Annotated in this window: 12 protein-coding genes and 1 pseudogene; 10 read left to right on the top strand and 3 right to left on the bottom strand. The window is 42.3% G+C overall.

What is annotated here, in order from left to right; genetic code table 11:
* Positions 1-89: 89 nt before the first annotated feature.
* Both EYR97_RS07380 and pabB read right to left on the bottom strand, forming a co-directional pair.
* Positions 90-662 (bottom strand): CoA pyrophosphatase, encoded by a 573-nt coding sequence (locus EYR97_RS07380; RefSeq protein WP_131093207.1) that lies wholly within the window; start codon positions 660-662, stop codon positions 90-92.
* Positions 663-675: 13 nt separating this feature from the next.
* Positions 676-2,130, bottom strand: coding sequence for an aminodeoxychorismate synthase component I (gene pabB / locus EYR97_RS07375; RefSeq protein WP_131093206.1), 1,455 nt, complete (start codon positions 2,128-2,130; stop codon positions 676-678).
* Between the two features lie 242 nt (positions 2,131-2,372).
* On the opposite strand from pabB, the gene EYR97_RS07370 reads away from it, so the two are divergent.
* Positions 2,373-3,902 (top strand): fumarate hydratase, encoded by a 1,530-nt coding sequence (locus EYR97_RS07370; protein WP_131093205.1) that lies wholly within the window; start codon positions 2,373-2,375, stop codon positions 3,900-3,902.
* A gap of 123 nt (positions 3,903-4,025) precedes the next feature.
* A complete protein-coding gene (rmuC, locus tag EYR97_RS07365; RefSeq protein WP_131093204.1) occupies positions 4,026-5,411 on the top strand; it encodes a DNA recombination protein RmuC in 1,386 nt (461 codons plus the stop codon).
* A 134-nt stretch (positions 5,412-5,545) separates the two neighbouring features.
* On the opposite strand, the gene EYR97_RS22600 is transcribed toward rmuC, so the two are convergent.
* Positions 5,546-9,520 (bottom strand): S8 family serine peptidase, encoded by a 3,975-nt coding sequence (locus EYR97_RS22600; RefSeq protein ID WP_165478003.1) that lies wholly within the window; start codon positions 9,518-9,520, stop codon positions 5,546-5,548.
* A 525-nt stretch (positions 9,521-10,045) separates the two neighbouring features.
* Here EYR97_RS22600 and EYR97_RS07355 point away from each other — a divergent pair.
* The 8 genes and pseudogenes from EYR97_RS07355 to EYR97_RS07320 all read left to right on the top strand — a co-directional run bounded on the left by EYR97_RS07355 (position 10,046) and on the right by EYR97_RS07320 (position 19,830).
* Positions 10,046-11,233, top strand: a complete 1,188-nt coding sequence (locus tag EYR97_RS07355) for a thiamine pyrophosphate-dependent dehydrogenase E1 component subunit alpha (protein ID WP_131093202.1) — start codon at positions 10,046-10,048, stop codon at positions 11,231-11,233.
* Positions 11,233-12,210: an alpha-ketoacid dehydrogenase subunit beta gene (locus tag EYR97_RS07350; protein WP_131093201.1), complete on the top strand. Its 978-nt coding sequence runs from the start codon at positions 11,233-11,235 to the stop codon at positions 12,208-12,210. The genes EYR97_RS07355 and EYR97_RS07350 overlap by 1 nt, the downstream gene beginning before the upstream one ends.
* A gap of 16 nt (positions 12,211-12,226) precedes the next feature.
* Positions 12,227-13,906 (top strand): dihydrolipoyllysine-residue acetyltransferase, encoded by a 1,680-nt coding sequence (locus EYR97_RS07345; RefSeq protein WP_131093200.1) that lies wholly within the window; start codon positions 12,227-12,229, stop codon positions 13,904-13,906.
* Positions 13,907-14,094: 188 nt separating this feature from the next.
* Entirely contained in the window at positions 14,095-14,946 is an 852-nt protein-coding gene (locus tag EYR97_RS07340; RefSeq protein WP_131093199.1) for a 23S rRNA (adenine(2030)-N(6))-methyltransferase RlmJ, read from the top strand.
* 10 nt (positions 14,947-14,956) lie between these two features.
* Positions 14,957-16,820: pseudogene (locus EYR97_RS07335) on the top strand (protein kinase domain-containing protein).
* The gene (gene tesB, locus EYR97_RS07330) at positions 16,813-17,670 is read left to right on the top strand and encodes an acyl-CoA thioesterase II (RefSeq protein ID WP_131093198.1); all 858 of its coding nucleotides are present in this window, start codon (positions 16,813-16,815) and stop codon (positions 17,668-17,670) included. The pseudogene EYR97_RS07335 and the gene tesB overlap by 8 nt, the downstream one beginning before the upstream one ends.
* A 44-nt stretch (positions 17,671-17,714) precedes the next feature.
* Positions 17,715-18,233 carry a gamma carbonic anhydrase family protein gene (locus EYR97_RS07325; RefSeq protein WP_131093197.1) on the top strand — a complete coding sequence of 173 codons (519 nt, stop codon included), beginning with the start codon at positions 17,715-17,717 and terminating at the stop codon, positions 18,231-18,233.
* 475 nt (positions 18,234-18,708) lie between these two features.
* A complete protein-coding gene (locus EYR97_RS07320; RefSeq protein WP_242634945.1) occupies positions 18,709-19,830 on the top strand; it encodes an alanine--glyoxylate aminotransferase family protein in 1,122 nt (373 codons plus the stop codon).
* Positions 19,831-19,946: the final 116 nt, after the last annotated feature.

Genomic DNA, 19,946 nt, shown 5'->3' with positions numbered 1-19,946 from the left:
CACCTATGCATTAAACGTATTGTTGATGAAAGCACCTCTCCAGCAACAATCGAGATGGTGTGGTTTCCTCGATAAAGATAAACAAACCGTTATGGATGAATGTGATGGGAGAGATTTCGCAACATGGCTGCTGTAGCGCCCCAAATCATACGCTCTTTCCAAGGAATAAAGTAGATAGGGAAAGATTGGTTATTTCTATGAGTTGTGTGAACTAAGTGGTTTTTGCGCGCTAAAACATGAGAGAGCGGAACTTCAAATGCACTTTCAACTTCATTTTTATCAATGATTGGAGAAAAATTCGGGCTTACAAAACCAATCACAGGTACGATTTCATAACCGCTAATTGTACGGTATGGCGATAATTTCCCAACAGTTTCTACGTTTTTGGCTGGCAGGCCTATTTCTTCGTAAGCTTCGCGTAGTGCAGCATCTATCACAGTTTTATCAGTTGCTTCTACCGCGCCACCAGGAAAGCTAATTTGCCCTGGGTGATGCTTTAGATGGTGTGCACGCTCAGTTAACAACAAGCTTAAACTATTACCATAATCGACAAGGGGAATAAGTACAGCCGCAGGTCGTCCCGCGTGATTTAAGGGAAAGTCTGGTTCTACATGGGGCACACGCATATGATGAAACTGTTCAAGAAATTCGTTTTTTGTCATAGGTAATCAATAATCACTTTTCAGTAAGGTTACTATTGAGCGAAGATAAAACGGGGATAATTTTCGATACTTTATCTAAGGTCTCTTGATATTCATCTGCTGGATCTGAGTCTAAAACAATACCTCCGCCAGCCCAACAGTAAAGCGTATTATTTTCTGCAAGTACTGTCCTTATACAAATACTAGAGTCCATATCTTCTCGAAAACCCATATAAAAAATACTGCCGCAATAGATATTTCGACGATGAGGCTCTAATTCATCAATCACTTCCATAGCCCGAATTTTCGGAGCCCCGGTAATTGATCCACCAGGAAATGCACTGGCTAGTAACGTTAACGGAGAGGCGTCTTTTCTTAATTTGCCCGTTACTGTACTTACGAGATGATGAACGGCTTGATAACTCTCAAGTGCAAATAAAGCAGGGACTTTAACAGTGTGGGGCTCACAATGTTTAGAAATATCGTTCCTCAGTAAGTCGACTATCATTAAATTCTCAGCACGGTCTTTTTCAGCAGACAGTAGACTATTAGCGCTTCTCTGGTCGGCTTCTGGATCTTCAAAACGAGGTCGCGTACCTTTTATCGGCTTTGTTTCAATACATCCCGATTTCACTTTTAAAAACCGCTCGGGCGAAATAGAAGCAACACTTCCGTAAGGCGTACAAAAATAGGCGGAAAAAGGGGCTTGGTTTTGCTTTCTAAGCTCACTGTAGGCTTGCCACATATTACCTTTGAAGGTTGCGCTAAAACGCTGCGCCATATTAACTTGATAACAATCACCTGCGCGCAAATAGGCTCCAATTTTGGTCAATCTGTCTGTGTATTCCTCACGCGTAAGATTAGAAGAAAATGATGATGTCAGTTTAAATGCCTCTAGTGCTTCTGTTTCATTTTCTTCTTCAAAAATTGTTGGGAAGGTGCTTCCGTCGCAAGAACAATAGAAAAATTCTCCAGTGTGCGTGTCTTCAATGAGTGAATATAAATACAAACCCACGCAATAGTCGGGCGTAGCATAGCAACTCGTAGCTTGTGAGGGTAGAACTTCATAAAATCTACCTGAATCGTAACCTGCCATGCCTGCAACCCCAATAATGAATGGCAAATCTTGAGTTTGCGTTATTGATGTAGATAGCGTTGCGCCCTCGACATAAGAATGCAAGTATTTCTGTGTCGCTTCAAATGGTGCTTCGGATACGCTGTGACTCGTATTTGACGAAGGCTCCGTGACAAAAACCTCACCATTTTTTGCTTCGACAACACGATGTGGGCTAAATACCATAATATTGTATCGGCCATCACTTTTACTCGAGCCAGAAGTATCAAGAAGCAATGACCAAGGTTTATGAGCTATTTTTTCAAAAAGCGCATTAAACAGGTTTTCAGTGGGCGTTGTGTTTTTATTAAGCAATTCACACAAGGCTTTTTGTTTTATGGGAGTTACTTGAATATTTAAAGGGGTATGTGACATAGATTATTTTTACTTATTTTCACAGTGTCTGTGTGCGTTACTACAACGAATATTGTTTGATATTCTAAAATGTGATTTTAAGCGCGCTACCAACACGTCACTTGTGCTTCACTTATTCGTATATGAAATGTTTAGAATTCTATATACACCCTAGGTTTTGCATGGTGCGATGTCGTTAGATGCGCTAGTATACGCTTTTTTACCAAGCTAAGACCACGAAAGCTCAATAAAAAGAGGATGTCATGACCGTTATCCGTCAACAAGACTTCATTGACAGCATTGAAGATGCCCTACAGTTCATTTCTTATTATCACCCGTTAGATTACGTTAAAGCCGTTGAGGAAGCGTACAATAAAGAGCAGAGCCAAGCTGCAAAAGATGCTATGGCGCAGATCCTTATTAACTCGCGTATGTCAGCGGAAGGTAAACGTCCACTTTGCCAAGATACAGGTATTGTTACTTGCTTTGTAAAAGTAGGTATGGGTGTAACATGGGATAAAACAGATATGACAGTTCAGGAGATGGTAGATGAAGGCACGCGTCGCGCCTATACCAATCCTGATAACCCGCTGCGTGCATCAATTGTTGCAGACCCCGCTGGTGCACGTAAAAACACCAAGGACAACACGCCCGCTGTTGTACATTTAGATATGGTGGCAGGTGATAAGATTGAAGTAATGATTGCAGCTAAAGGCGGTGGTTCTGAAAACAAATCTAAAATGGTAATGCTTAATCCAAGTGATGATATTGCTGATTGGGTTGAAAAAACATTACCGACAATGGGTGCCGGTTGGTGTCCGCCAGGGATGCTAGGTATAGGTATTGGTGGTACCGCTGAAAAAGCAGCGGTACTAGCCAAAGAAAGCCTGATGGATCCTGTAGACATTCAAGAACTTATTGAACGCGGACCACAAACAACTGACGAAAAGTTGCGTTTAGAGATATTTGAGCGCGTGAACAAATTGGGTATTGGTGCTCAAGGTCTAGGCGGTTTGACCACGGTAGTGGATGTTAAAATAAAGTCTATGCCAACACATGCTGCATCTAAACCCGTTGCCATGATCCCTAACTGTGCTGCTACACGTCATGCCCATTTCTATCTTGATGGCTCTGGCCCGGCTGAACTTACCCCACCTAAACTAGAAGATTGGCCAGAAGTTACATGGGAAGTAAGCGAAAATACACGTCGTGTTAATCTTGATGAAGTTACTAAAGAAGACATTCAAGAGTGGAAAGTAGGTGAGACAGTCCTTTTATCTGGAAAGATGCTGACAGGTCGCGACGCGGCGCACAAACGTATTCAGACAATGATGGAGAACGGTGAAGGCCTACCTGAAGGGGTTGATCTAACAAACCGCTTTATCTATTACGTTGGCCCAGTAGATGCTGTAGGTGATGAAGTAGTAGGCCCAGCTGGCCCTACTACAGCTACACGCATGGATAAGTTTACCGATATGATGTTAGAGCAAACCGGTCTAATTGGTATGATTGGTAAAGCTGAACGCGGGCCTGCTACCGTAGATTCAATTGCAAAACACAAAGCAGTTTACTTAATGGCTGTTGGTGGTGCTGCATACTTAGTTTCTAAGGCAATTAAAAAGTCGCGCGTTGTTGCATTCGAAGATTTGGGAATGGAAGCCATTTACGAATTCGACGTTGAAGACATGCCTGTGACAGTTGCTGTGGATAGTACAGGTGCAAATGCACACAAAACTGGCCCTGCAATATGGAAAGCTAAAATAGAAGATTTAGACAAAACACTGTCTAAATAGAGTGTAAGTGGCGGTTTTCGCTGACATTCATACATAAATAATTAAACAGGTACCTTGTGTACCTGTTTTTGTTTGTGAATTTTGTTTATAGTGCTGTACAAAATAACAGTGTTGAAAAGTACTATGCTTAACGAAATTTTGTCATTCCAGTCACCTGCTATATCCAGCCTTATTTTCTTTTTGATCGCCATAACATGTTTATCTTTTGCGCTTTTTTATTTTTCAAGACGAGCCTTAGCACGAAAAGTAGATGAATTACGAAATGTTCAAAATGAGCTCTTGCTGTTAAACCAGCAAAATGCACAACTTAAACAAGACTCTCAACATCAAAAAGAACTAGCAGCTTCAAATGATGAACTCAAGGAACTACTGAACAATGAACGTGTAATGCTTGCACGAGCTCAAGCACAAAATGAGGCACAGCAGAATAGAATAAACGCGTTACTTGAAGCCCATGAAGACAAAATAAACACCATGGCAGAATCAGAGAGACGTCTACAAACTCAATTTGAAAACTTGGCCAATAAAATTTTCGAAGAAAAGCAGAATCATTACACCCAGCAGACTAAACACAATATTGAAGCAGTATTGGCCCCTTTTAAGTCAGACCTTGAAGGCTTTAAACGCCAAATTTCTGAACAGCACATAAGAGAAGGCCAAGAACGGGCATCTTTAAAAACAGAAATTCTTGGTTTAAAAGAACTAAACCAGAAAATAACCGCAGAAGCAGCTGCGCTCACTAATGCCTTAAAAGGTGATAACAAGAAGCAAGGTAATTGGGGCGAAGTGGTTTTAGAGCGAATATTAAAGGAGTCAGGGCTGCGCGAGGGCCACGAATTTGATACACAAGTAAATGCAACATCATATGATGGCAAACGTTACCAGCCTGATGTGGTAGTTCATCTACCTAATGATAAAGATGTCATCATTGATTCTAAAGTAAGTTTGGCCGCTTACGAACGCTATTTTAATTGTGAGGATGATAATGAGCGATCGCGATACCTTGTTCAACATGTAGCGTCAATTAAAGGCCACATTAAAGGGTTAGGAAATAAAGATTACCAAGCATTAAAAGAAATAAAGACTCTTGATTATGTGTTGCTGTTTATTCCAATAGAAGCTGCTTTTCTATTAGCGGTTGAAGAAGAGCCAGACCTGGTTACCATGGCACTTAATAACAATATTATGTTGGTAAGCCCAACTAATTTATTGGTTGCGCTCAGAACTATCAATAACATTTGGCAGTACGAATACCAAAACCAAAATGCTCAACAAATCGCAGAACAAGGCGCTAAGTTATACGATAAGTTTGTGGGCTTTATTACAGAAATGGAAAAAGTGGGTAAGTCGCTAGATAACGCACATGCAAGCTACCAAGGTGCTATGAATAAACTTAATAATGGTAGGGGAAATATAGTGCGGCAAGTAGAGAAGCTACGCGAGTTGGGTGTTCAGCCAAATAAAAAGCTTAGCGAAAATTATCAAGGGTTAACGCATGGCGAGCAATAGAAAAGGCTTAATTCACCATAATGTGTCATTGGGGTTGGTGAGATAAATAAAAATCCACATCAATATTAAGTTGTACTAATCAAGCAAAAAAGGCCGCTAATAAGCGGCCTTCTTACTATTTACATCAAAGTAAATTAACGCTTAAAACGTCTGCGTAGGAACGCAGCTGGCGCTAGAAGTAGGGCAATCCAACCCATAGAACCACCGCTCTTATCGTTAACTTTAATGCTTACTGTTTCAGTTGTAGTATCGATGCCGTCTGTGGCAGATACCGTTACTGAAATGCTTGAAGCTTGCTCATGGCTTGGCGCTGTACCGTTTAGCGACGTAGTTTGTACACCATTAATCATAATAGTTACATCGTCACCGTCCGCGTCAGACGCAGAAGCAGTTACAGTGTAAGAGCTACCTTCATCAACACTTGAAGGTGCGTTGATTGAGATAGTAGGCGCATCTTGAACACCTGCTACTGCAACAGTAACTGTACCTTCGCCAACAACATCACCAAGAACAACATTGTCTTCTGCATCAGTTGTACTTTCTTCACGTACGGTGTATGTGAATGAGTCAGTACCGAAGAAGTCAGCATTTGGTGCGTAAGTTACCGTACCATCGTCGTTTACGGTTACTGAACCATTAGCTGGCGCAGTAGACACTTCAACAGATGATAGGTCAAGGTCAGCTTTATCAATTTCGATAGGTGAGAACGTACGGAAATCACCAGCAAGCGAAGACATGGTAAAGCCATTGATGATAGTGCTGTCCATTTCGTTTGCTAAGATGTTCGCTGTAACAGAAGCATCTTCGTTAACGTGTAGCATATCATCCATTAGTTCAGCTGAATCAACAACTTCACCAGCGAAGCTGATTGAAACTGAGTCACCAGCATTTGCTGACAATGAGTACTCATCACCTGCCGCTGGCATTACGCCTATTGCACCTGAAGTTGTAAACGCTCCCATTGTAGTACCAACACTACCAGTAATGTTTTCTGCACCTACAACAGAATCGTAAACAGGAGCATCCATAGGACCATAAACGAAGTTTATAGCACCTGTTTCATAGTTAAACCACAGCTGGAAGCTAAAGCTTGTGTCTTCTTCGTTCCATAGTTGTGCGTTTGCCCACTCAACGACTAAATGACCAGGACCAGTATTTAGGCTTGCCACGTAGATCTCACCGCCACCGGCACCGCCAGCTAAGTCAAAGTCAGTCCAATAAGGTGCAATAACGTTGTTTGGCTCATTTAGGCTAGGCAAAATATCTGGGAACGGCGTTGTCATGTTACCCGAACTTGTACCCATAGATACATAGCCGTTAGATGAGATTTGCATTGTCGTGTATTGCTCACCTAGGTAAGTAATAGGAACTGGCAAGTTAATTGGAATAGACGCATCGTCACATGTGCTTGAACATGTAAGTGGCGTTACACCAAGAGCAGGCATTGGTGTATAACGCGGTAGACCAAAGCCTTCAAGCATATCTCCAATTTCTGTGTCAGGAGACATATTCATTGATGCCGTATTTAGCGCGCCTTCCCAATGAACTTCACGGGTTTCTGCATTGTATGATACAGGCTCTTGGTTGCCATTTTTAACCGCTGTGATAGAAGACGGGTTGATATCGTATTTGTCATCGATACTACCTGTAATACTAATCAAACCAGTTACATCAGTATTGTTAGCAGAAATTTCTGTTACAACCACTTCACCTTCGCTAGCAACAGATGCACTTACTACACTAGAGAATAAGTCAGGTGAATCACTGCTGATTGGGAAAAGCGCAACTGGGATAAAGTAATCCGCAGTAGTGTCATCCATATCTGACCAGTTGATGCCACCGAATGACCATGAACCTGTAGATGCTGTGGTAACGTCTACTGAAACCGTAATTTCAGCTGAAGCACCAGCAGGTAGCGTTGCAACATCAGGTGTAACTGTTGCAGAAATTGCTGGGTCATTGAACATTGCTGTAGCATCAACGGTAACATCAGAATCACTCGTGTTAGTAACAGTGATTGACATCTCACATGATAGATAACAGTTACTTTCAACTAAGCTCAAGTCGCTGTAAGTAAGCTCTACCGTTGTCGCGCGTGGCAGATCCAAACGACCTGCACCCATGTCAAAGTTGTCAGCTGGTGTTAATGCGTCTTCTTTCAATACATCGCGAATTGAAGACGTAACTAACGCACTCTTGATTTGTTGAGCAGTCCAGTCTGGGTGCATTTGTCTAAGTAAAGCGGCAGCACCGGCTACGTGAGGAGAAGCCATTGATGTGCCGTTTTTGAATGAGAAGCTCTCACCCTCATGCCCTGGTGCTTCAGGAGACTCACCAGAGAAAATACGCGTACCAGGTGCTGCGATATTTGGCTTAAGGAATGTAGGATCGCCACCCGGACCGCGTGAACTGCTCTCGTTCATGATATCAGCAAGGCTGTCAGATACCACACGTACAATTTCGCTGCCAATAGTTACATTCAACGCACCTTCAGTTTCAACAGCAAGATTAGCAAGTGCTTGACCTGGTGTAGCCGGAAGCATAAGTGAAGGAATAGTTTGATCTGGGCTCAAGCCGCCCATTAGGATAGGAGCTTCACCACGGCCATCAACGTTGTGGATTAGTACTGCAACAGCACCCGCAGCTTCAGCGTTAGCAATCTTATCTACGAAGCCACAAGAACCACGACTGATTAGTGCAATAGAGCCTTCGAAAGCTGAAGAATCTGCAAACGCTTCACAACCTTCAACGTTTTCAGCTTCAACTTCAGACGCGTAAACAACCGGAGCAGTCAGGTCAGTATCAAATACAATGTCAGGGTTACCAACAGTGTAAAGCGCTGGAATAGTGCCAATTGTTGAGTCACCTTCGATAGTGACTTCGTTTGCGAACAAACGACCTGTGGTTGTATTAGCGACAGTAATTACGTTTTCATCACAACCTGGGCAGCCAATTGTTGTGTCGCCTGGGCCATCGTTACCTGCAGCAAATACAGTTACAACGCCAGCGTCGTTCATCGCTTCAAATACACCTGCGTAGAAGCTGCTAGGCGTACCACCAGCACCACCGCCCCAAGAGTTGTTTACAATGTCTGCACCGTCTTCAAGTGCAGCTTCAAGCATCGAAAGTAGCATTGATGAAGCACCACTAGATGATGCTGGGTTTGCTGGTGTAGCATATAGTCCTTTATACACCATCAAGTACGCAGCTGGAGCAACACCTGAAATTTCAGCTTCAGCGCCATCACGCTCAGCCATTACACCGTAGTTACCAACGGCAGTACCAGCAACGTGAGTACCGTGACCATTGAAGCCAAGTGGACTCATGTGCTCTTCTGGAACAACATCGAAACCTTCAACAACTGGCGCAGCACGCGCCACGATCAGTTTGTCGTTACAAAAATCAGGATCTTCTGAGCAGTAGTCATCTGTAGGTAGCGTTGACGCATCAGGTGCAGTGAAGTTTTCACCACTGAATAATGGGTTTTCAGGGCGAATACCACTGTCAACAACAGCAACTTTAACACCTGCACCGGCACTTTCTTTACCGCCAAACTGTTCCCATGTTTGAACTGCACCAATCAAGTCCAAACTTGCATCCATTTGAGCATGGTGAACAACATCAGGATATACCGCTTTTACAGAAGCAAGGTTTGAAATTCTGTCTAGCGCATCTTTTGATACGATACCAGCAAAACCGTTGAATGCAGCAGTATAAGACAAATCAGACTTAAACGATGCGTCAATCGCCTTAATGCTTTGAATTACAGATTTCTGTTGTGCCTGAAGGAATGATTTGTATTCCTTAGCAGCGTTAGATTTGAAGTTTACCTTCTGACCTTTGTGTGCAGATGCGCTGCTAACACTTGGGTTAACACCAGCAAATTGCGCCATAGGAGCGTCGTTTAACTGAATAATAACGCGAACGCTGTTTGAGTTAACTTCAATGGCATTAGCCAGAATATTTTTCTTGTCAAAAGATGCTTCTATCGCATTTTGCTGCTCAACGCTGAAACCTTTTATAGGGCTTGCATTAGAGATGGCGTATGCGCCGAAGGCAGAGCCCGCGAGTGCGGTTGCTACTACCGTACTTAATAATGTTTTTTTCATAATTATTCTCGTGTGAAAAGTTCCCTGGAACCCAACATCTTTAATACTGAAGGTATTTTTAAAGGTCATTCGCCTTTTTTAAGATACCAATTATCGTTGGGACACATTATTTCTAGCACACTTTATACGCATTTGTAATGGGTATTTCTGAATTAAACAATTTACACAAATTGTTACATTTGCAATGAAGAATTAATTTGAAAGTTACTAAAAAGCTTGAAGGTATTTTGTATTTTAAATAAGCATTTCTTGTAGTTAGCTCAAAATATGGTTTACACAAGGGCTTGGATTAAAATATTACATTCCTTGTCAAAAAAGATGTCCATCCTATCTTGTTATCATTGTTTTTACATATGCTTTACTTTATTAGGACATATATCCCGATATACTCACAATTTTGAGTGAATTTATTTCTAAGTCCCGCAAAATGGCATTCTAATAAAAAGGACACTCCTTCACTTTCTCAACTAGCATAGTGTAATAATTCTAATCGCTTACCACCCTCATTTTTTAAGGGGACTCATTGTGAAAGACAGAAATCATTTGGCCACAGTAAAAACAACAAATACGGTCGAAATTATTACAAAAGGGGTGATAGACATCCCAATGCTTCAATTACTTTCTGCTGAAGGAGAGTTACTTGAAAACGCGGTTGAGCCTTCAATGTCAAAAGAAGAAGCATTAAAAATTTATAATGCAATGGAATATATCCGCGTTTTAGATGAACGTATGGTTGGAGCACAGCGACAGGGTAGAATTAGCTTCTACTTAGCGAGCACAGGTGAAGAAGCGGCTTCGGTTGCTAGTGCTGCTGCATTATCCGCAGATGACATGATTATGTCTCAGTATCGCGAGCAGGGTGCATTAGCTTATCGCGGTTACACCACTGAACAATTTATGAATCAGATGTTCAGTAACAAAGACGACCCCAACAAGGGGCGTCAAATGCCTATTCACTATGGTGACAAGGCACTCAACTTTATGACCATTTCTTCGCCTTTAGGAACCCAAATTCCTCAAGCATCTGGTTATGCATATGGTCAAAAGATGTCTGGAAAAGACGTAGTGACTATTTGTTACTTTGGTGAAGGCGCCGCCTCAGAAGGTGACTTTCACGCGGGCCTAAACATGGCAGCAGTGCTAAATTGCCCAGTTATCTTTTTCTGTCGAAATAATGGTTACGCCATTTCTACGCCAGCTGAAGAGCAATTTGCTGGAGACGGTATCGCCTCACGTGGTCTTGGATATGGTATTAAGACCATTCGCGTTGACGGTAATGATGCACTAGCTATATATGCCGCCACTAAAGAAGCTCGCCGCATTGCTATTGAAGAGAAATGCCCAGTACTTATAGAAGCAATGACCTATCGCCTTGCCGCGCACTCCACCTCGGACGACCCAACTGGCTATCGTTCTAGAGAAGAGGAAGACAAATGGCGCGCTAAAGATCCAATTGCGAGAATGGCAAAGTGGCTCACGTCTAAAGGGTGGTTCAATCAAGAAGAAAACCAAGCAAAAGTAGACAAAGCGCGTCAAGATGTACTCGCAGCACTGAAGAACTGTGAAAAAACCGATGTTTGCCCTATTGATGATATTGTCGAAGATGTATACGACACCCCACCTTGGCACCTTAAAGAACAGCTAAGTTCCTTAAAAACACATATTAAGAAATATCCTCAGATGTACCCTAAAACGGCAGGGAGAGTTAAATAATGGCTAAAATGAACTTATTACAAGCGATTAATAACGCGCTCATCACTGCAATGACCGAAGATGAAAAAGTCATGGTGTTTGGGGAAGACGTTGGGCATTTTGGTGGTGTATTTCGCGCAACTAGCCACCTTCAAGAGAAGTTTGGTAAAGCCCGTTGTTTTAACACGCCACTTACAGAGCAAGGTATCATAGGCTTTGCTAATGGTTTAGCGTCGCAGGGTTCTGTTCCAGTTGCCGAGATTCAGTTTGGCGATTATATCTTTCCAGCGTTTGATCAAATTGTGAATGAAACCGCAAAGTGGCGCTATCGCTCTGGTGGCCAGTTTGATGTAGGTACGTTAACTATTCGTACACCTTATGGTGGCGGTATTGCTGGCGGCCATTATCACAGTCAATCTCCTGAAGCATTTTTCGCACATTGCCCGGGTTTAAAAATTGTAATTCCTCGTGATCCATATCAGGCAAAAGGCCTTTTATTAGCCTCTATACGCGATAAAAACCCTGTGCTTTTCATGGAGCCAAAGCGACTTTATCGCGCTTCTGTGGCGGATGTGCCTGAAGAAGACTACGAGTTACCACTAGGTAAAGCAGATATCGTGCAAGAAGGTAGTGACATTACCTTGCTGGGCTGGGGAGCACAGATTGAAATCTTGCAAAAGGCCGCTGAAATGGCCCTTGAAGATGGCGTTTCTTGCGAAATTATCGACTTGCGCAGCATATTGCCGTGGGATGTAGAAACGGTCATGCAATCAGTAATGAAAACAGGGCGCTTATTGATAAATCATGAAGCGCCGCTAACGGGTGGTTTTGCAAGTGAAATTACGGCCACAATTCAAGAGCGTTGCTTCTTGTATCTTGAAGCTCCTATAGCACGTGTGTGCGGCTTAGACACGCCCTATCCATTAGCGCATGAAAAAGAATACATGCCGGATGAGACCAAGACCTATGAAGCCATTAAACGTACGTTGCATTATTAATTAGGGAGAACAAAGCATGACAATTGAATTTATTCTTCCGGACATTGGCGAAGGTATTGTTGAATGTGAGTTACTTGAATGGTTGGTTGCTGAAGGTGAACACATCGAAGAAGATCAACCTGTTGCTGAAGTAATGACAGACAAAGCCACCGTACAAATACCTGCGATGCACGCAGGTAAAGTAGAAAAACTTCACTGTGCAGTGGGCGATATAGCTAAAGTGCATGCGCCATTGTTTTCAATGACACCTGATGACGAAAAGGCTAATGAAAATGTTGCTCATAAAGCAGCCGATGAAGCGCCTCAAAAAGTCTCACAAGAAAGCACTCCAGAACAAACTGTAAGTTCACATTCAGATACTAATTCCAATATTGAAGATTTCATTTTACCTGATATCGGTGAGGGAATTGTAGAATGTGAAATTGTAAAGTGGAATGTAGCTGAAGGTGACGTTATTGAGGAAGATCAGGCTGTGGTTGAAGTCATGACTGACAAAGCCGTAGTCGAAATTCCAGCTAAAAATGCAGGTGTTGTGCACAAGCTGTATTATGCACAAGGTGATATAGCTAAAGTGCATAGCCCATTGTTTGCACTTGCGGTAGAAAGCGGTAGTGCGAACGAGCAATTATCACCGGCCAAATCGGTAGCGTCTAATGCGGATTCAAGTGCTGCAAGCAACATTGAAAATACCAATGTCACGGTTACGCATAACCGAAAGGGCGATAAGTTTGAGGATGGCTCTTTTGAACCACCTGTAGTTATCGAAGGTAAAGTGCTTGCAAGCCCTGCAGTTAGACGCATTGCAAGAGAGCGCAGTATAGACCTCAACAATGTGAAAGGGTCAGGCAAAAAAGGCCGTATTTTAAAAACGGATGTGTTGTCTATTGCAAATGTTGCAAATGGCGCACCACCGTCGGACAAAGTGGAATCTGCGCACACAACACAAAATAACGTTCAAGCAAGTCAGGTAGCGAATGCATCAGTAGCGGGGCAAACACGTACTGAAAAAGTGCGAGGTATTCAAGCAGCTATGGCTAAGCAAATGTCGGCCTCTGTTTATACTATTCCGCATTTCATGGTAAGTGATGAGTTAGTGATGGATAATTTGATGTCACTTCGAAGTTCCTTGAAGCCTGCGTTCGAAGAAAAGGGTGTAAAACTCAGTTTCATGCCGTTTTTCGTCAAAGCAATGTCACTTGCATTAAACGAATTTCCAATTATTAACAGTCAGCTCAATGAAGATGCAACCGAAATAACCTATTTCGATGATCACAATATTGGCTTTGCTGTTGATTCAAAAATTGGTTTACTTGTGCCAAATATCAAAGGTGTACAACGTTTATCGTTGTTAGATATAGCGCAGCAAATGCAGCAAATTATCGAACAAGCGCGAGATGGCAGAGTGGCTGGAGAGCACTTAAAAGGTGGTACCATTAGTATTTCCAATATTGGTGCAATAGGTGGCATAACGGCAACACCTGTTATCAATAAACCTGAAGCTGCCATCGTGGCGTTAGGTAAAACTCAGAAGCTCCCTCGTTTTGATGACAATGGAAATGTAACTGCGCAGCATATAATGGCAGTGAATTGGTCCGGCGATCACCGTCTTATAGACGGCGCAACCATGGTTCGTTTTAACAACCTATGGATGAGTTATTTAATGCAACCAGAGAAAATGCTAATGCATTTGAAGTAATTCCACCGGTTTAACAACATCGCTCTTTTTTGACAGAGGCTTAGTAAAGGGCGTAGTAGAAAATATAAAAGGTTAGCATTCTTATCAATGCTAGCCTTTTTTGTATTATGTACCTGAATACCGCTTCAATGTATGATAGCGAGACTGTGCTCTAATGTTTGTTATTATTTGTTTTACACCGAGGTATTGTGCTTAGTTATCAACACGCTTTCCATGCAGGCAATCATGCCGATGTCATAAAACACCTATGCTGGCTAGGTGTCATTAATGCGCTTAAAAAGAAAGACAAACCATTCACGCTCTACGACTCTCATGCTGGGGCTGGTTGTTACGACTTAGCTGATGCCATGTCGACAAAAAACAAAGAGTACGAATCGGGGATTTCCCGATTTATGGACGCAGATGTTAGACAGCCACTACTCAACGATTATCTTGCGTTATGCCATGATTTTTTATCGTTAAATCACTATCCAGGCTCACCAGTTATAAGTGCTCAAGCAAAGCGCGACAGTGACGTTTTACACTTAATGGAGTTACACCCAGCAGAATTCAATAAACTTAATAGTTATATTGGCAAACTGAGAAAACCTAATAGTCATGTGCATAAACGTGACGGTTACGAGGGGCTGCGAGCATTGACGCCTCCTAAACCCAACCGCGGTGCAATTCTTATCGACCCTCCATACGAAAAGGCAAGCGAATACCTTGACGTAGTAAAAGGAATTCAATCTGTATTCAAGCGCTGGCAGCAAGCGCAAATAGTGGTGTGGTATCCGCTTCTCTCAGAACGAGCTGGAGCTAAGCACGGCGCCAGTGAAAGCATGTGTGATAAATTAGCGGAATTAGGCACGCCGTGTTTTAAAGCGGAAATTTGTGTGTCACAGAATACCACAGATGCAGGTATGTACGGCTCAGGGGTATTGGTTCTTAATCCTCCTTGGCAGCTCGATCAGCAATTAAGTGACGTGTTAAATGAGATAACGCCACTTATGGGGGAGTCAGCATCGTCGTCATTACAGTGGTTGAATCAAGATAACTAATAAAAATTGTATGTCTGAGTTAAAAGGCCTCAAGCACTTCTATATTCCCGATGAACAGTCAATATATCTACTGTCACACGCTGATGCCAAAAAGTTAAAAGACTGGGTGAACTTGTGTATCAATCAGTTGCAAACATTGGGATATAGGGATATTGAGCTACTGGGAAAAGGCGCATTCGGTTTTGCATTTGCAGGAAGTGCACCTGATGGCGAGCATCGGGTGTTTAAGTTTTCTCGTATAACCTTGCCCCAACATGTTCAGGATAGGTTAGAAGAGGAAGCGTTCATGCTTTCTCATATTCATCACGAGTTTGTCCCGCGTTTTATTGAATATCAACAAATTAGAAAGCAGTCTATTTTGGTGATGGGCAGAGCACCGGGTGAAGACTTAGAAAAAGTAAGTTTGAAACAAGGTCCACTTTCCCCAAGAATTATCGTAAAAATAGCAGTACAAATGGGAGAGTTACTGGCAAGTTTTCGGGACTATACGGTTAATGGCGAAGTAAAACCCATTGTCCATGGGGACATTAAACCTTCTAACCTTGTTTGGGACGATACGTCAGAAACCGCTAATCTTATCGATTGGGGCTCCTCGGTATTTGCCCAAACAGATACTGCAGGTCAGTACGTGGGTAATAACGTAATGGATTTGATGTCAGGTGAACTGCATCAAACCAATGCGCGTCTTGGCGATGTTTATTTCATTGGTGAAGAGCAACTAAATGGCGCGCTCTCAAGCCCTCGTTTCGATGAGCAAGGCTTGGCCAGCACGTTGTATGCGCTAGCATCTGGTCAATCTTGTCGATATGGAAGCAAGGTGATCACACCTAATTCGCTTGGGCTTCCAAAAATGCTAGCATCTATTCTTGAATACATGCTCAGCGAAGAGCCTCAAAAAAGAAGGCAGGGTGGGGATTACTTCTTTAACAATCTTCACGTTCTAAAGAATATGGTGTTCACTGATGATAAGCCGCATCAATATATTCCGCTAATTCCAACGTGGGTATCGCATTCAAAAGACAGCATAGAAACGGTTGTTTATAGCTCTCGTAAGTCCTACTTGCGACAGCAAGCTATTTTGGGTGAGCAAGATGCTAACGAGCTACGTTATATTGATGATGCGCAATTTGATCGCTATTACAAAAACTATCTCCAAGGCATGGGAGATACAGAAAAAGCGTTTGTTTCGGCCATTAGTCGACTTGGAAAATATCCAGTTGTGGGTGGAATGGCTGTAAGGTGGGAGCCCGAGGGCATTTATGTTGACTCAAGCCTTAACTTGTACGATGAAACATTAAAAAATGCGTTTGAACTTGCGGTAAACAACGTCATAAACTTAGCTAGGGCAATACACAAATCAGCAGTATTCAAGTGCTGTATGTTTAATGCGAAAAATACATTACACATCGACAGAGAACATGAAAACGTTCCTTTCATCCCTGAAGACAACCTTTTTATTCCCTACGAACTATCTAAAATTTCATCGCAAAAAGACGATAGTCGCACACACTCTTATTTTGAAGATGGGGATGATCCCGACGAGTTGTTAAAGCTACCCGATGAAACCATTGAAACCATAAAGCAACTCAATACTATCCACCATACTGGTTGCATTATATTTGAAGCTTTACCTAACCATTTGAAAATACATAACTACTATACGTTGCTCGATCACAACCAAGAGTTGCGTTTTTAAAACATTATTGTCTGAGCTGGTAACTCAAATTCCTAACATAAAAGGGCTAGGCATTTCAGGGTTTATGAAGTTACCCTATAAAGATACGCGCTTTTTTGAACACAAAGCCAAATTACCAGAAAAGTACTATCCAAGAAATCCAAAAGCAGCAACTGAAGAGAAAGAAGAATATGTCTGAGATTAAACTATCATCGTTGTTTGAATTAGAAAAAGTTGAAGCAGGCATATACCGCGGCCAAAGTTGGGATTTAGGGTTCAGAGCGCTTTTTGGCGGACAAGTACTAGGGCAGGCCCTTGCTGCGGCCTATGAAACTGTTGAGGCGGGCAGAGTAGCTCATTCCTTTCACACCTATTTTCTTTTACCTGGTGATGCCCAAAAGCCAGTGGTTTACGACGTTGAAATAGTGAGGGATGGAAGAAGCTTTTCAGCAAGGCGTGTGAAGGCGATTCAAAATGGTCGGAATATTTTTTATATGACAGTGTCGTTTCAGCTGTCTGAAGACGGTATGCATCACCAGCAGCCGGTAATGCCGGATGTTCCACCGCCAGAAGAGGTACAGTCAGATCTCGAGTTTTACCAAGAACATTATGACAAGATTGCACGACCTATGCGTGAAGCTTTGAGCTATCATGAACCGGTTGATATTCGCACTATCGACGCAGCAAACTCATACCAACCGGTTAAAAGAGAGCCAACCCGTTACATTTGGATGAAATCAAGAGATACATTAACGTCTCAGCTTACCTTACATCAAGCCGCATTAGCTTATGCATCAGATTATCACTTTTTGAGTACGTCACTTCAGCCCCATGGTATCGCAGTAACAAATAAATCGTTACGCATGGCAACAATTGATCATGCAATGTGGTTTCACCGCCCAGTTAACATGAATGAGTGGCTGCTTTATGCGATGGACAGCCCGTTTAGCGGTGGAGCACGGGGCTTAGTAAGAGGCCAAATTTTTAGCCAATCGGGTGAACTTGTTGCCTCTACAATGCAAGAAGGTCTAATGAGACAGGTTGACTGAAAAAGAAAAGGTAAAGCGGTTTTAACGCAAAAGGAAAAAGCATTATGTTGTATCAATTAGACAATTTATTACCTAATTGTGCGCCAGATACATTTATCGCACCAGGCTCCCATGTCATTGGAAACGTTGATATAGCAAGAGGGGCCAGTATTTGGTTCAATGCGGTTGTGCGCGGTGATATGGATAAAATTTCCATAGGTACAAACACGAATATCCAAGATGGAAGTGTGCTTCATACTGATAAGGGTATTCCATTAACGCTAGGAACCGGGGTAACAGTAGGTCACAAGGTAATGCTCCACGGCTGTGAGGTAGGAGACTATTCGTTAATTGGAATAAACGCAGTGGTGCTCAATGGCGCTAAAATAGGGAAATACTGCATAATTGGGGCGAATGCCTTGATCACTGAAAATATGGTCATTCCTGATTACAGCTTAGTAGTTGGCTCACCAGGTAAAGTGGTTAAAACGCTGGATAGCAGTGTAGAAAGTAAGCTTGAAGCGTCAGCAAAACACTATGTGGAAAATGGTGCACATTATTTAGCTACATTGAAATTAGTTTAAGTAGAAACTGGTTTAATACTACTGATTGGAATGAGCGAAAGAAAAAATGCCCAGAACAAGCGTTCCGGGCCTAGGGGAATGGCTCATTAATGAGCCGTGCGCTAACTTTTCAAAAGGGAGAGGTTTACTAAAATTCGTTAAACCCTGAAGTATTATAGATTACATTTGGTCATAATATAAACAGATCGTGCTCTATATTTTTGTTAAATCATATTTTCTTAATGGTTGCTTTATTAAATCTTAATAAAATTCAAAACCTTGCCTTCTGGTCAAACCACTTGTTTTTCGTTAATTTTTGCTATGCTATTAAGTATATTTCAACATGTTAGTCCTCTTCTCTACATTCACTGACAAAAAGTGATAGCTTAAATTGCATTCATGTTGTTTATGTTCATTACAGGTGGTTGTGCCTTTTAATGTTCGTTGTAGTATGTGATTTTTGAATCACGTTTTCTAATGAATTTAAGGATGGATTATGCATTCGCTTTCAACTTTCTTACCCCCTGAGCGCACTTTAATGGGCCCCGGGCCATCCGATGTGCATCCTAGAATTTTAAACGCAATGGCAAGACCCACGTTAGGTCATCTAGATCCTTTGTTTATAGAACTTATGGATGAAACAAAGAAGCTATTACAGTACGCGTTTAAAACCGATAACGCACTTACCATGCCGCTATCTGCTCCCGGTTCTGCAGGTATGGAGGCCTGCTTTGTAAACTTGCTTGAGCCAGGTGATAAAGTACTTGTTTGCATCAACGGCGTTTTTGGTATGCGCATGGTCGAAAATGCTGAGCGCTGTGGTGCTCACGTATTTACAGTTAATAATACGTGGGGCGAGCAAACCGATTTAAACGAGGTTGAAGCGGTACTAAAAGCAAACCCAGACATTAAAGCGCTCGCGTTTGTGCACGCAGAAACATCTACGGGCGTTAGAAATGAAGCCAAACTACTTTGTGAACTAGCGCAACGTTATGATTGCTTAACGATTGTTGATGCAGTTACATCTCTTGGCGGTATTGAACTTGATGTAGATGGCTGGAACATAGATGCCATTTATTCAGGTTCTCAGAAGTGTCTAAGTTGTGTCCCAGGCATATCGCCAGTGTCATTCAGCGACCGTGCCGTGCATGTTATTCAGAACCGTAAAACCAAAGTTCAAAGTTGGTTCTTAGACATGAATTTGATTGTAGGTTATTGGGGACAAGGTACCAAACGGGCCTATCATCATACTGCACCAGTGAACAGTATGTATGCAATGTATGAAGCATTGTTAATTCTAAAAGAAGAAGGTCTTGAAAATGCATGGGCGCGTCATGCAAATGGTCACGCAAAACTTGCTCAGGGTCTTGAATCACTTGGATTAAAGCTGACTGTTGATAGTGCGTATCGATTACCTCAACTCAACGTCGTCAAAATTCCTGAAGGCATTGACGATGCATCTGTCAGAAAGCAACTGCTTCAAGATTACAACCTTGAGATCGGTGCTGGACTAGGAGAGCATGCTGGTAAAGTATGGAGAATCGGCCTTATGGGTTACGCTTGTAAGCCTCGCAACATAGATCATTGCCTAGCTGCCTTGAAGGAAGTACTCAAATAAGTATGTGTTCATTACCGTGAATTCGGTCGAACAATCGAGATTGCATTTGAAATAAAGGCTAGCCATACGTGTTAGCCTTTTTTATTAACGAAAAAAACGCGCTACTTAACGCATAC

The sequence above is a fragment of the Alteromonas sp. KUL42 genome, assembly GCF_006538325.1.
Taxonomy (GTDB): Bacteria; Pseudomonadota; Gammaproteobacteria; order Enterobacterales; family Alteromonadaceae; genus Alteromonas.
The sequence above is the reverse complement of the archived record's forward strand: the minus strand, read 5'-3'. Positions and strand labels throughout refer to the sequence as shown.